Source organism: Bradyrhizobium sp. LTSPM299 (genome assembly GCF_000938235.1).
Taxonomy (GTDB): Bacteria; Pseudomonadota; Alphaproteobacteria; order Rhizobiales; family Xanthobacteraceae; genus Bradyrhizobium.
This window is the reverse complement of record NZ_JYMU01000077.1, coordinates 34,744-49,264: the sequence shown is the minus strand read 5'-3', so window position 1 is coordinate 49,264 and position 14,521 is coordinate 34,744. Positions and strand designations below refer to the sequence as shown.

11 protein-coding genes are annotated in these 14,521 nt (G+C 58.4%); 10 read left to right on the top strand and 1 reads right to left on the bottom strand.

What is annotated here, in order from left to right:
• Positions 1 to 21 precede the first annotated feature (21 nt).
• The 4 genes from UP10_RS34585 to UP10_RS34565 all read left to right on the top strand — a co-directional run bounded on the left by UP10_RS34585 (position 22) and on the right by UP10_RS34565 (position 5,216).
• Positions 22 to 477, top strand: a complete 456-nt coding sequence (locus UP10_RS34585; RefSeq protein WP_502692351.1) for a (2Fe-2S)-binding protein — start codon at positions 22 to 24, stop codon at positions 475 to 477.
• A complete protein-coding gene (locus UP10_RS46110; protein ID WP_245322086.1) occupies positions 423 to 3,908 on the top strand; it encodes a molybdopterin cofactor-binding domain-containing protein in 3,486 nt (1,161 codons plus the stop codon). The genes UP10_RS34585 and UP10_RS46110 overlap by 55 nt, the downstream gene beginning before the upstream one ends.
• Before the next feature lie 88 nt (positions 3,909 to 3,996).
• Positions 3,997 to 4,563: an NADPH-dependent FMN reductase gene (locus UP10_RS34570; RefSeq protein WP_156180550.1), complete on the top strand. Its 567-nt coding sequence runs from the start codon at positions 3,997 to 3,999 to the stop codon at positions 4,561 to 4,563.
• Positions 4,564 to 4,829: 266 nt separating this feature from the next.
• Entirely contained in the window at positions 4,830 to 5,216 is a 387-nt protein-coding gene (locus UP10_RS34565; protein WP_044591651.1) for a carbohydrate porin, read from the top strand.
• Positions 5,217 to 5,643: 427 nt separating this feature from the next.
• Here UP10_RS34565 and UP10_RS34560 read toward each other — a convergent pair whose 3' ends face one another.
• Complete coding sequence (locus UP10_RS34560; RefSeq protein ID WP_082077410.1) at positions 5,644 to 6,975, bottom strand: NAD(P)/FAD-dependent oxidoreductase; 1,332 nt, start codon at positions 6,973 to 6,975, stop codon at positions 5,644 to 5,646.
• A gap of 388 nt (positions 6,976 to 7,363) precedes the next feature.
• Here UP10_RS34560 and UP10_RS34555 point away from each other — a divergent pair, with 388 nt between their 5' ends.
• The 6 genes from UP10_RS34555 (at position 7,364) to UP10_RS34535 (ending at position 14,470) form a co-directional block, all read left to right on the top strand.
• A complete protein-coding gene (locus tag UP10_RS34555; protein ID WP_044591650.1) occupies positions 7,364 to 8,839 on the top strand; it encodes a catalase in 1,476 nt (491 codons plus the stop codon).
• 1,001 nt (positions 8,840 to 9,840) lie between these two features.
• Positions 9,841 to 9,966 (top strand): hypothetical protein, encoded by a 126-nt coding sequence (locus UP10_RS46425; protein WP_283807702.1) that lies wholly within the window; start codon positions 9,841 to 9,843, stop codon positions 9,964 to 9,966.
• Between the two features lie 119 nt (positions 9,967 to 10,085).
• Positions 10,086 to 10,796, top strand: coding sequence for a histidine kinase dimerization/phosphoacceptor domain -containing protein (locus UP10_RS34550; protein WP_156180548.1), 711 nt, complete (start codon positions 10,086 to 10,088; stop codon positions 10,794 to 10,796).
• A 423-nt stretch (positions 10,797 to 11,219) separates the two neighbouring features.
• Positions 11,220 to 11,735 (top strand): flavodoxin domain-containing protein, encoded by a 516-nt coding sequence (locus tag UP10_RS46810; RefSeq protein ID WP_050043941.1) that lies wholly within the window; start codon positions 11,220 to 11,222, stop codon positions 11,733 to 11,735.
• 3 nt (positions 11,736 to 11,738) lie between these two features.
• A complete protein-coding gene (locus UP10_RS34540) occupies positions 11,739 to 13,586 on the top strand; it encodes a 2-oxoacid:acceptor oxidoreductase subunit alpha (RefSeq protein WP_044591649.1) in 1,848 nt (615 codons plus the stop codon).
• Positions 13,583 to 14,470 (top strand): thiamine pyrophosphate-dependent enzyme, encoded by an 888-nt coding sequence (locus UP10_RS34535; RefSeq protein WP_050043940.1) that lies wholly within the window; start codon positions 13,583 to 13,585, stop codon positions 14,468 to 14,470. The genes UP10_RS34540 and UP10_RS34535 overlap by 4 nt, the downstream gene beginning before the upstream one ends.
• Positions 14,471 to 14,521: the final 51 nt, after the last annotated feature.

Genomic DNA, 14,521 nt, shown 5'->3' with positions numbered 1-14,521 from the left:
CTCGTCGAAGATCCGGCCCCGATCGCACTATCTCTCAAGGTCAACGGGCGCGCCTACTCGGTGCAAGTTCGCGAAGACATGCCATTGCTCTGGGTTCTGCGCGATCTCCTGGACCTCAAGGGCACCAAATTCGGATGCGGAATTGCACAATGCGGCGCCTGTACTGTGCATGTGGACGGCCGGCCGGTTCGATCCTGCATGTTGCCGGCGGCGAATGTCGGCTCTCGCGAGGTGACCACGATCGAAGCCATCGGGCAAAAGGAGAGCGGGCGCAGGATCCAACAGGCGTGGCTCGAACTCGAGGTCGTTCAATGCGGCTACTGTCAGTCTGGTCAGATCATGGGCGCGGCGGCTCTCATCGAACGTAATCCCGGTCCCGATGATGCTGAAATCGATGCGGCAATGGCGGGAAACATCTGCCGTTGCGCGACCTACGCTCGCATACGCGCCGCGATCAAATCGGCTTCGCGCAGATGACCGGACACCTTTCGATTTCCCGTCGCCAGTTGATCGTAGGTGGCCTCGTGGTCGCCTTCGCCTGGAGCGCCCGAGCAAGAGCCGCGACGTCCGAAGCGACAGGTCCGAGCGCAATCGGCGGTTTCGTTCGCATCTCGTTGGAGGGAGGCATATCGCTGGTGATGCCGAGCGTCGAGATGGGTCAGGGCATCTACACCGCGGAAGCGGCTTTGCTGGCCGAGGAACTCGACGTCCGTCTCGATCAGATCGTGGCGATTGCCGCTCCGCCCGACGGATCGCTTTACGCGCAGCCTCTCTTCAAGGCCCAGATGACGGGCGGGTCAACCTCGATCCGCGGATTTTGGACCCCTCTTCGGCAAGCGGGCGCGGCTGCGCGATCCATGCTCGTTGCCGCGGCGGCGCAGGCCTGGAGAGTGCATTCGGAAGAATGCTCCACGAAGGATGGCACGATCCTGCATTCATCGACGGGCCGCGTCCTGAAATATGAAGAGGTCGCTGAATCGGCCGCGACCCTGCCGATCCCCGAAGACCCGAAGCTGAAGTCGTCCGAAGAATTCAAGATCATCGGAAAACCCCAACGTCGCATCGATACGCCGGCTAAGGTAAACGGGAGCGCGGTCTACGGGATCGATGTGACGGTCGATGGAATGAAGACCGCGGCCGTGGCGATCAGCCCCGTGGACGGAGGCAAGGTCAAATCGGTTGACGAAAACGATGCGCGGAAGATCCCGGGCGTCATCGACGTCTTGCGCATCGACGACGCGGTCGCAGTCGTCGGCGAACACTATTGGGTCGCTCGTGCCGGAGTTGAAGCACTGGATATCGATTGGGAGCTGGGACCGAACGCGAAAGTGACCACCGCATCGATGCGCGCCGAAGCCGTCAAAGCGGCCGATGAGGGGACGCCGATCAAGGCTCTCGAACGCGGCGCCATCGAGACCAGCTTCAAGAACGCGACGAAGCGGCTGACAGCCGAATACGAACTTCCGTTTCTGGCTCACGCGACGATGGAGCCGATCAATACGACCGTTCATGTCCGTCCCGATGGTTGCGATATCTGGGTTGGCACTCAGACGCCCGCGGTAGCCCAGAAGCATGCGGCGAGGATCACGGGACTTCCGGTCGACAAGGTGGCCTTGCACAATCATCTCATCGGAGGAGGATTCGGGCGCAGACTCCAGGCCGACACGATCGAGCAGGCCGTTCATTTTGCCAAACAGGTCCCCTATCCCCTGAAGATCATCTGGACGCGCGAGCAGGATATCCGGCACGATCGCTTCCGCCCCTGTTATCTCGACAGGATAGCAGCGGGTTTGGACGAGCAAGGCCAACCCCTGGTCTGGACCCATCGCACCATATCGGGAACGGTCAGGCGTTACTTCGCTGAAGACGGCTGGCCGGAAGGAAAGCTCGACAAGGATGCCGTCGATGGCGCTTGGGACAGCCCCTATGCGTTCCCGGCCATCAGGGTCGACTGGATCCGACACGATCCGCCAGTCAAGTTGAACTGGTGGCGCGGCGTCGGACCTACGCACAACGTCTTTGTGGTCGAGAGCTTTCTGGACGAGTTGGCGCATACTGCGGGACAGGATCCGATCGCCTACAGGCGGGCGTTGCTCGATACCAATCCGCGCGCAATGGCCGTGCTGGACAAAGTTGCCGATGCCGCCGGCTGGCATAAGTCGTTGGAGCCAAGGTCCGGGCGCGGGGTGTCGCTGCATCAGAACTTCGGAAGCTACGCCGCTCTGGTCATCGAAGTCGCGGTGGCTCTCTCAGGCGAGATTTCGCTGAAGAAGATCGTGGCCGCCGTCGACTGTGGCATCCAGATCAATCCGAATACCATCCGCGCGCAGATCGAGGGCGGCGTCCTGTTCGGACTGTCGGCCGCTCTGTTCAACGGCATTACCTTCAGCGAAGGGCGAGTCGAACAGGGCAACTTCAACGATTACCGACAACTTCGCATCAACGAGACGCCGCCGATCGAGGTCCACCTCCTGGAAAGCGGCGAGAGTCCCGGTGGCCTCGGCGAGGTGGGAACGGTGTCTGCGGCGCCAGCACTCTGCGATCTTCGCAGCAACCGGGGTCCGCATCCGCCGCCTGCCGATCGACCGAAGCCTGCTTTCCAAACGGGAGAACGCATGAAGCGCATCCTCGTCGCTGGTTGCGCTTTCGGTGTCGTCCTCGCGATCTCGGCCGCGTGCTTCTTCTTTTGGCCCGCGTCGATTGAAGAGATCCAGGCCACGCACGCGCAACCAACTGGATCCGCACTCGTCGCGAAGGGAGAGTATTTGACCAAAGCGGCCGATTGCGCCGCCTGCCACACCGCTCCCGGAGGGCAACCGTTTGCCGGCGGGCGCGCCTTCAGGCTTCCGTTTGGAACGATCTACTCGAGCAATATCACGCCAGACCGGGGAACAGGGATCGGCCGATGGAGCGATGCGGAATTCGTAAGAGCCGTGCATAGGGGAATCGGGAAGAATGGAGAGGATCTTTATCCTGCCTTCCCGTACACGGCCTATGCGCTGCTTTCGACCGACGACGTCCTTGCCATCCGTGCCTACCTCTCAACTGTGCGACCAGTGTCACTCCGGAACACCGACAACACACTCGTTTTCCCGTTCAATCAGCGGTACTCGCTGAGAGCCTGGAAGCTCCTGTTTGTGCCGACCAGGCCATGGGAGCCATCCGCGGCCCATGACGCGGCGTGGAATCGTGGAGCATATCTTGCCGAAGCGCTCGTGCATTGCGGCGAATGCCATACACCCCGCAATCTGATGTTCGCGACAAAGAGCGGTAGGAAATACGCCGGAACGGTCGTGGACGGGTGGAAGGCCTACAACATCACTTCTGACAAAGAGACCGGGATAGGCGCATGGTCCGACGCTGAAATAGAACAATATCTGTCTTCCGGGCACGCGCCTGCGCACGGCAGTGCTGGGGGTGGCATGGCCGAGGCGATCGATCTCAGTCTTCGTCATTTATCCTCCGAAGACATCGCCGCGCTGACCCGATACTTGAGGACAGTTCCAGCGCAACGATCCGAACTCGCCGCTCCGGTCGTGCGCGATCCGGGAACGTTGAACGGCGCCACGGCGTGGTCGCCCGGAGCGGACCACGACGAGAGTGCCGGCTTCCAGGTATTCGCTTCGGCCTGCGCAAGCTGCCACGGTTGGGACGGCAATGGTCAGCAGACCGACAATGCAGGACTTCGCGGCTCTCGCAGCGTAAATGACCCCGCCGGTGCAAATGTTATCCGCGCCGTACTTGAAGGCATCAGGATCGGATCGCTTGGTGGCCACAACACGATGCCCCCATTCGCCGACGCATATTCCGACGAAGAGATCGCCGCAGTCAGCAATTACCTCATCGCGCATTTCGGCGGCAAACGAGGCAACGTCACGGCGGCCCAGGTTCGTGCCTCCCGTGATTGAGGCGGATTACCGCCTCGCCCGGATGGAAGGTCGTGACATGAAGCGAACCTGGTCGTTCAAACGGAAAACATCATGATGGAGAATGATCTTGGATAAGCCGATGAACGTGTGCGTATTGCTTGGAAGCCTCCGGAAGGCGTCGTTCAGCGGGATGCTGGCAAATGCACTGATGTCGCTCGCGCCATCCTCGATGGAACCCGAGGTCGTCGAAATCGGGCAACTGCCATTCTACAACCAAGACCTTGAGAGGTTGATCGACCCTCCGCCCGCGCCATGGACTGCGTTCCGTCAGCGCGTCAAAGCCGCTGATGCAGTGCTGTTCATTACGCCTGAATACAACCGGTCGGTGCCTGCCGTCCTAAAAAATGCACTGGATGTCGGTTCCAGACCTTATGGAAGTAGCGTCTGGGACCGCAAGCCTGGTGCGATCGTTAGTGGCTCGCCGGGCTCGATCGGAGCCTTCGGCGCCAATCATCATCTCAGGCAGTCGCTTGTGTTTCTGAACGTGCCGACCATGCAGCAGCCCGAAGCCTATGTCGGTCATGTCCACAAGCTCTTCGATCAACACGGCAAGCTCATCAACGATGATACCCGAAAATTCCTTCAGCAGTTTATGCGGGCGTTCGCGAATTGGGTCGAGACAATCCGATCTTGAGGCCAGTGGCGCGGAGCATCGGCGTGTAAAATGGGCACCGACGAAACTGCCGGTGAGGCTCTCCTCGGCGTGGCATCCGTGGCAGCAAAGCTGCTCCTTTCAAGGGCTTGGAAACCCTTCGACTGTTGCGCGAGGCTGTGGCCGGGGTTCGGACCTGATTTTATCATGCCACTCCATTTGCGGATCGGAATATCCAATCTTTTTGAGGGAACCCCCGCCATGAAAAGCCTTCGTTCGCAGCAGCCGCCAAAACGACCTCCCAGAAGTTGAAGAGTGGTTATCCGGTCCGTGGAATTGGAATCTTTGGCAGGGCGGGATATGGCCCACAAGCCACGAACCCCATTACCAGTTACGCAAGCGTCGGGCTGATTGCGCAGGGTCTCTTCAGCAGAAGGGAATACGATAGTTTCGGAGTTGGGTTCTACTACAACAGGACCAGCAACAATTTGAAGGCGGACATCACGCAGCTTACGTTGGGAACGACCAACGCGAGTGACGAGAGCGGCGTTGAGGTGTTCTACGATTTTGCGATCACACCGGCCATCCAGTTGATCCCCAGTTACCAGCACATATGGCATCCGCTTGCTGCCCAAGTCGCCAAGGGCCAGGATCACGCCGATCTCTTTCTGACGCGCCTCACTGTGGCGTGGTGAACTACCAAGGAGCGATCCCCGGAGGCGGGTTTCATCGAACGCCCTCCAGCAAGCGCCGGCGGGTACGGCATTCAGTTAGAGGAGGTGGCAGATGTCGATATCGGTCGGCCTGGACTGATAGCCCGCATCGCGCTTAGCTTCGCGTAAAGACCGACTAGACCGGGAATGTAGGCTTGATCGTGCTGAAGCGCATCTATCTGCGGCGTCTTGGATGAAATCTCCGCAAAGGATCTGCTGGCGGGCCTCCTCGTGAAGAACCCACTGGGCGCGGACTGGCTTGGTTCACGCAATTCGCAATTCCGCTCGTCAAGCCACCAACAACCGCTCCGGTGAGGGCGGAGAGCGCGGAAATGATCGAGGTTTCCACACGTGCAGTCCACAACCAGCCGCAGAGTCCGGAAATGGTAAATACCCAGCCAAACTATTACTATGACGCGGACGACCGCGGCCCTTCGGAAATCAGCCGCGAGCTCCGTTGTCCGGACAGATAGGACCAGAACCATTGCGTCTGAACGCGGAAACGGTTCTGAAGCTGCGGCAGCGCGAGCACGTGTAGCGCGGCCCACACCCACCAGGTCGCAAAGCCACTGCTGCGCAGATGGCCGGACTCAAGGATTGCAAAATTCTTGCCGACCACCGCCATATTACCTTTGTTGCGGTACCGAAACGGTCGACCATCCTTGCGCCCCCTGACGCGGTTGGCGATGACATGCCCCACAAATCGTCCCTGTTGAATGGCTGCCTGGGCCACTCCGGGGACGGGATGACCATCCTGGGTTATCGTGGCTGCATCTCCCACGACAAAGACATTGGGCGCCTCCGGAATGTCCAGGAAAGCGCCAACGGAAGCGCGGCCAGCGCGGTCCGTCGTGGTTCCGAGCATTTTTACGACAGGCGAGGCGCTGACGCCGGCTGTCCAGAGCACGGTTGCGCTGGGAATGCGGACCCCAGCCGCGATGACACCCTGGTCGTCAACCCTTTCGACCTTTGCCCCCGTCGAAACTTCAACCCCAAGCTTGGCGAGCCGCTTGGCCGCCTTTCGCGACAGCGATTCCGCAAATGTTGGAAGAACACGGGCGCCGCCGTCGACCAACACAATTCGACTCTTGGCGGGGTCGATCTTGCGGAAATTGTTGCGTAGGGTCACCGCGACCAGTTGAGCGATCGATGCGGCAAGCTCGACGCCGGTGGGGCCAGCGCCCACCAACACGAAGGTCATTTGACGCGCACGTTCCTTCGGGTCATCGGTCGATTCAGCCAATTCGAACGCACTCAGGATCCTGGTTCGGATCGTTTCGGCGTCGCTCAGGCTCTTGAGACCTGGCGCGAACCGCGCGAACTCGTCATGACCAAAATAGCTCGGACGCATTCCGACGGCGATCACGAGGAAGTCGTACTCGAGTTTTCGAGGACCTATTCCTGGGCAATATACATCGACGGTTCGAGCTCCCAGGTTGATTCCCTTAACCTCGGCCAGCAATACGCTGAGGTTTTTCTGCTTAGCCTCGAGCTGACGGATTGGCGCTGCGATCTCGGATGGCGCCAAAACTGCGGTAGCGACCTGGTACAGCAGCGGCTGGAAAATATGATGATTGCGTCGGTCGACAAGGGTGATTTCGACATCGGCCCGCTTGAGTCCGCGCGCCGCCGCAATACCGGCAAAACCTCCGCCGACGATCAAGATGCGTTTCTTGCCCGGGACCGCCTTTGTCACAGGCGGCATTTCTTGCGGGAACGCTTTGGTCAGAACTGAGGTCATGGAGACTCCGGCGATCTGAAAGCAACTCGGCCTTTGTTATGGATACGGCGGGTCCAGCGCTTATTCTTGAACGGCGTTGCCGTGCATGGAACGTTCGCGCCATTTTATATTGGCGTAGGGACGCGAACAGTAGGCCCGGGATGATCAGCAAGGTCATGGCCATGATGATCATAAATGCCGTGACGCCGCTCGTTACGATATTCGTCAGCTGACAGTTTTGAGCATGATTGGCGTTTATCGCGCAGCAGCGTTCAATCGCGAATGGCAGCGAGAAGACATATTGAATGCAGGTTTTGAGAAGCTGTTCAAACTCAACACGACAGCCTTCACTCTAGATGAAGCATTGAGCACCCGGCACGCCCAACTCTCGACCACCGGAGCATCCCCAATGAATGACCAATCCAAACGACCGCCGTTGGCCCATGCATCGGGCACCCCGGTCATGGATAATCTCAACATTCAGACGGCGGGACCGCACGGTCCTGCCCTGTTGCAGGATGTCTGGTTGATCGAAAAACTCGCCCATTTCGCTCGCGAAGTGATTCCGGAACGCCGCATGCACGCCAAGGGCTCAGGCGCCCACGGCACCTTTACCGTCACGCACGATATCACCCGCTACACCAAGGCAAATATCTTCTCGAAGATCGGCAAGCAGACCCCGATGTTCGCCCGCTTCTCCACCGTTGCAGGCGAGCGCGGCGCGGCTGACGCCGAGCGCGATATCCGTGGCTTTGCCCTGAAGTTCTATACGGAAGACGGCAACTGGGATGTCGTCGGCAATAACACTCCCGTGTTTTTCTTCCGCGATCCGCTGCGCTTCCCCGACCTCAATCACGCCATTAAGCGCGATCCGCGCACCGGCATGCGTAACGCCGACAACAACTGGGACTTCTGGACGCTGCTGCCTGAAGCGCTGCACCAGGTCACGATCGTCATGAGCGATCGAGGTATACCGAAAAGCTTGCGTCACATGCATGGCTTCGGCAGCCACGCATATAGCTTCCTCAATGCCGCAAACGAACGCATCTGGGTCAAATTCCACTTCCGTACCCAGCAGGGCATCCAAAACCTGACGGACGAGGAAGCCGAGGCCCTCGTCGGCAAGGATCGCGAAAGCCATCAGCGCGATTTGTTCGAAAATATCGACGCCGGCAATTTCCCGCGCTGGACTCTGTTCATCCAGGTGATGACGGACGCGCAAGCGAAGGCATTCCCATTCAATCCTTTCGACCTGACCAAGGTCTGGCCAAAGGGCCACTTCCCGCTGATCGAGGTCGGATATTTCGAACTCAACCGGAACCCCGAGAACGTCTTCGCCGAAGTCGAACAGGCGGCGTTTTCGCCTGCCAACATCGTGCCGGGCATCAGCTACTCACCGGACAAGATGCTGCAGGGGCGTCTCTTCTCCTACGGAGATGCGCAGCGCTACCGGCTGGGCGTCAATCACCACCACATCCCTGTCAACGCACCGAAATGCCCGTTCCACAGCTATCACCGCGACGGCGCGATGCGCACCGACGGCAATCTCGGTGGAACTCCGACCTACTTCCCCAATAGCCGGGGCGAGTGGATCGACCAGCCGCAGCTTAACGAGCCGCCGCTAGGGCTCGAAGGCGCGGCCGCACATTGGGACCATCGTGTCGATGACGATCACTACCAGCAGCCGGGCGACCTTTTCCGCAAGATGAGTGCTACCCAGCAGCAAACGTTATTCGACAATACGGCTCGCCAGGTCGGCGTCGCTGCAAGGCACATTCAGGAGCGCCATATCGCCAACTGCGCCAGGGCGGATCCGGCCTACGGCGCGGGCGTCGCGAAGGCGCTGAGCATCGATTTGAAATCGAACATGATCGCGGCGGAGTAGGCTTCGTCCTCCGGCCGACGTCGCTTCCCGCGTCGTCTGTCACCCCCAACCGCGTGCTGTTCCTGCCGTCGAAACAGGTTGTCGCGACGCGACGTGTCACGGGGTGGAGCCTGCCGCATCGGCGCGAAATGGAAAGGGAACAGGTGCTGATATGAGGAACGTATTGAGTCTGGCCACATTCGCCATCGGGGTGCTGTGCCTCGTGGCGTTCCTGACCAAAGTAAGACCAGTGTCCATCACTGCGACGCCTTCGTCGAGCGAGCAGGTGAACCGAAATTGCTCGATTTTCAGAAGCGATGAGCGTTGCCTGTAGCGCGTTATTCTATCTTCGTCGGAGGCTCGCTTGCGGCGCTACTGTTCATTCCCGGCCGGCTTCTGCCACCCCCCAAGCGAAGTGTGCTGATCAGTCGGTAGCCCTTGATAGAACGGTCATCCGGATCAAATCTGCGCACAAATGGACGGAAAAGATCGTTCTGGATACCAGTCAGCCGACCATCACACCTCCCGCTATCATGGAGCCCCCTGCGATCCAGTCGTCGATTCCGCTACCGTCTGACGAGGCGCCGGATCAGCCTATGCAGCCGGCCGTCATCAATCACTCAACGCAGAAAATCAAGCGCGGCGCAGCAAGGCCCGTTCGATCGAGGCGTGCGGCAAGAGGTCCCGTTATACACCACCGAACCATAATAGGCGAAGACTGTTGCCAGTTTGAGTGGATTCGTAGCGGTCAAACAAGCTCGAATGCCGTGCCGCCAGCGCGCGTCGCCATGAATCTTGGATTGAAGTGCGCTCGATCGGTAGAAATTGAAAGATGATAGATTTCTGCTGTTGCGCACGGAAGTACGCATCAACCATCTAAATAAATCACCAATGTACAAGATCATCCAGAGCACATCCGTTATTCATTGCAGCATCGAGAGAGACGAAATCCGCCGACTATCTGGCATCATGTTCAAGTAACACGCGCGGGTTAACCGGCATCTCGCAATAGGAGACGTTGTATGACCGAATACCTAATCGCCGCGCGCGCCGCGGTCATCCTCTGGACCAATCTTGCACTGACGCCAGCCGAGATCCTCTTTGGCGCGATCGAAGCCGAACTGGAGCGTCGCGGCGTCGAGCTATAAATGCCTCTGTCTGAGACCATTCGTCGCGCGAGCTGTCTGGAGCGGCGTTGCCATCCGAACGAAACTGCAGCGGACGCTTAGCTTCATTTTTGGCAGAGAGCACAATCTTCGAGCACGAAATGACAGAGCACATCGCACCGTTATCAAATCCCGATGGATCATTGCTTCTTCGTGAGTTGGACCACAGAATAAAAAACGAGCTCACGTCCGCAATATGCGCGGTTTCGGCTAAAGCCGTGCAGTCGGATAGTGTCGCGGTCAAGGCCGCGCTGCTCGACGTCGTAGACTTCTTGCATCAATGGGCCGACGTGCATCGCGCGCTGCGCATGCCGGATCAGGGACGCCTCACCGATGCAGCAAGGTACCTCCAGCAGCTTTGCTTTGCGATGACGAAATACCGTCTCGATTGCCTGGCCATTCGTGTCTTGTTCTCATCGGATGATCTGAGGCTTGAAGGAGAACGCTGCTGGAAGCTTGGATTGATCGTATCCGAGCTACTGACCAATGTGGCACGACACGTACAATTCGACGTTAGACATCCAGAATTGCGAGTGAAGTTGTTGCTTGCAGGCAATGTCGTAAAGTGCGGAGTCTCTGACAATGGGTCGGCACCTGAGCCCATCCGGCGGGGTAGAGGGCTTACGATCGTAGGCGAGTTGGCCAGCAGTTTGGGAGGGCGCGTTCATACGTCTTGCGTCGCTGCAGGGGCCTCTTTCCTTCTCACCTTCCCATTGACCGAGGTCGAGCTGCATGCTGCAGGCCGGACTCATCTTGTGCAGCCAAAGCGGAGAAAGGTGCGCCAGCCTCGGCGCTTGGAGGCGCCAACGTAGGTCAGACCGGGACCATTTGCATCATGCAAATTGGACTTCCGCTGCCGCACCTGCGTACGGCCACGCCGAACCGAACTTTGGTGTCAGCAAATCCAGGGAATATTCGTGGAGCCGCGCGCCGCCCAATTAACCTTGAGCGGAAGTTCAGGATTGCCAGACCGTAGCATTGGAACTCCGCCAGCGATTGAACCGAACGTTTCAATCGCTGCGTTCGATTTGGTTCGCGAATGCTCTCAACGGAAGCGAAAGCATCGTGCTTTTCAGAAGTGGAGTTAGAAGCACAACCATTCCACCGACGACACTCTCATTCAATATCGCGGCAAGTGTTGGCGGCACAATCGCGGGGCTGACCGACCGCGTCAGATCGTCACGCGGGTAGCGCGGCAAATGAAGCCTGTCACTGGTGGAAAGCGGAGGTAACTCGTGAACAACACCGCCAATGTTGCCCCGCACTTCGTTCAGCGTCGAGGCCTCCATATCGTCTTTGCCTCGACCAGCGGTCACACGGAGTACGTCGTGGATGCGCTGACCGATTCCTTGAAGAGCATTGCCCCTGGCTGGGAGATCGAGGCAACGATAGCCGAGAAAACGCAGCCACAGGATTTGCTGAGCGGAGATGTTCTCCTCCTTGCCTCCTCGACTTGGAATACAGGGGGCACCGAGGGACAATTGAATCCACACATGTGGGTTTTGCTCCATGACAAAGCGGCGACTCTGGACCTGGCCGGCAAACCGTGTGCGTGCATCGGACTTGGGGACCATCGATACTTCTATACGGCGCGGGCGGCCGATCATTTGCAGCATTACGTTAAAGCCCATCACGGTCGGCTGATTGCTCCAACGCTTAAAATCATAAATGAGCCCTACGGCCAGGAGGAGGCAGTAAGAGTTTGGAGCAAACAGTTGGTGGATGCTTCGAAGCCGGAAGATCGGTGTTAGGCGATGCCCCGAATCTCTCTCAAAATCGTCGGGGCTTCCGGACAGGGAATAAACTCCATTGGTGCGATTATCGCCAAGGGTCTCAAGAGATCAGGGTACTGCGTGTTCGGCTACCGCGAGTACCCGTCGCTCATCAAGGGCGGGCACGCGAGCTATCAACTGGACGTTTCGAATGAACGCATTTGCAGCACCGAAACCAAGGTGAACGTGCTTGTCGCGCTCAACCACCACGGTCTCGAGCTAAACATGGATGAACTGAAACAGGGAGGGATCGTGCTGCACGTGACACCCGGGTGGCAGTTTCCGGAGCATCATCGGAAGCTGATCTCGGAGCGAAGCCTTCGCGTCATCTATTTCCCGGTTGATGACATGCTCAATCGCCTCGGCGCGAGGGCAATTCTATCGAATGTGCTGCTGACTGCCTTTGTCTGGTCCATGCTGGACCAGGATATCGATGCCCTCAAGTCTCTCGTTGGAGAGAAGTTTGCAAAAAAGAAAGCGCTTCTCGATCTCAACATGCGATGTATCGATGAGGGATATTCCTTTGTCGATCCAGAGCAGGGGAGGATCTCTGTTGTGTTGCCGCCGCCTGACAAAGGCTTCGCCGGCCACCTTTTGATTACTGGCAGTCAAGCGATGGGGCTCGGCGCGGTTCATGCGGGGGTGCGGGTCTATGCCGGCTACCCGATGACGCCCTCCAGCCCGCTGCTGTCATTCATTGCCGAGCTCGAAAACAAGACTCATATGGTGATCAAGCAGGCGGAAGACGAAATCACCGCCGCGCAGATCGTGAGCGGGGCGATGTACATGGGAACTCGCGCGCTCACCGCCACCTCCGGTGTCGGCTTTGATCTTATGAGCGAGACACTGTCTCTGAATGCCATGATCGAGAACCCGACGGTGTTTGTGCTGGCGCAACGCCCCGGTCCGGCGACCGGTCTTCCGACCTGGACGGCTCAAGGTAGTCTGTTACAGGCCGCGAACTGCTCTGCGGGCGAATTCGCGCGCTGCGTGATCGCGGTCAGCAACAGCCAGGATGCGTTCGATTTGATGCCGGTCGCATTCAATCTGGCAGAGCAGTATCAAATCAGTGTCATTGTCCTCACCGACAAGCAGATCGCTGAGGCACTCTACACGCAACACCCTTACGATCTGGAAAAGGCCGAAATTGATCGTGGCAGGCTCGTCGTCGATCCCGAGAAGCTGAAAGCGCTGAGATCTTCTGACCGATATAACCCGCACGCCAAGGGCGGCGTTTCCTTGCGATGGCTTCCCGGTAGCGACGCGGCGACCTATTGCGCCCAGGGCGATGAACACAATTCTATCGGCGCCGTGGATGAGTCCAGCCCAAATACCAAGTTGCAAATGGAAAAGCGGTTACGGAAGTTCCACGGGTTAAGAGTGGGGCTTCCCGCACCTCATTTGAGTATCGGTGGTCGCAGCGCAACGACGACTGATTGGATGGATGCGGGCGGTGAAATCGAGTTGCTCGCGGTCGGCTGGGGAAGCACGGGTGACGTATTTGAAGACGTCATGCGCAGCGATGCCCTGCGAGGGCGGAAGATCGCGTATTTGCACTACACCTATCTCTGGCCGCTCCGCACCCAGGAGCTTCAGATACTGGCAAAGCGCTCGAAACACATTGTCCTGGTGGAGCAGAACTATCAGGGGCAGTTGGGCATGCTCATCAGGATGGAATGCGGTTTGGATATCCCGGATAAGATTCTCAAGTACGACGGTCGGCCGTTTTTTTACGATGAGCTTCTTTCGTTGGTGTCGGAGAGATGTGCAAGCACCCCGGAAAGCGAGGGGAACATGCCCGATTTCGAAATTGCAGATACCTCAACATGAATATCGCTCTGCAGACCCGCCCGCCCGCTCTTTCCGACTATTATTCGGAAACCAAATGCATCTGGTGCGACGGCTGCGGCAACTACGGCATTTGGACGGCAGTGAAGTATGCGCTGGTAGAACTGAATTTGCATCCGTGGCAGGTCTGCCTTTGCTACGATGTCGGGTGCAACGGCAACGGCTCGGACAAGATTGAGGGCTACCGTTTCCACGGACTCCATGGCCGCGTCATCCCGTTTGCAGCAGGCGCGAAGCTTGCGAATACGACGGTTCCGGTCATCGCCTTCGGAGGGGATGGCGCAACGTTCTCGGAGGGTATTGGGCATTTGATCCATGGCGTGAGGAGCAATTATCCCTTCACGTTCGTCCTGCACAACAACACAAACTTCGGGCTGACGACCGGGCAGGCGAGTTCGCTCACGCCACAGGGCCAGCCCATGAACACGAGCCCCAACGGTATCCCCGAGCATACGTTGGCGAGCATGGAGCTGATCTTCTCGCTCAATCCTACCTTCGTTGCCCGTGGCTTTAGCGGTGACATCAGGTTGATGACACGCATTCTCAAAGCCGCCATTCAGCACCGCGGCTTTGCTTTCGTCGAGATGCTGCAGGCGTGTCCGACATACAATCACTTCGCGACGCACGGATATCTGCTGGATAGGTACTTCGATGCGAATGCCGATGGCCACGATCCAGGCAATCTGCAGCAGGCTAAGGTGCTCGCTACACAGGTTCAGGATCGCATCGCCTGTGGAATTCTCTACCAACGCGAAGACATTCCCCACTTCTATGACCGGCTGATTCCGCGGCAAGGCCTGGAGACGACCTGCGTGGAGGAGGTTCGGAAATATGATGTGAGCGAGTATTGGAAGGAGCTGGTGTAAGCAATCCTCGCCGGATCCACTTTCGCACCTTTGCACCGTTCGCATTATACC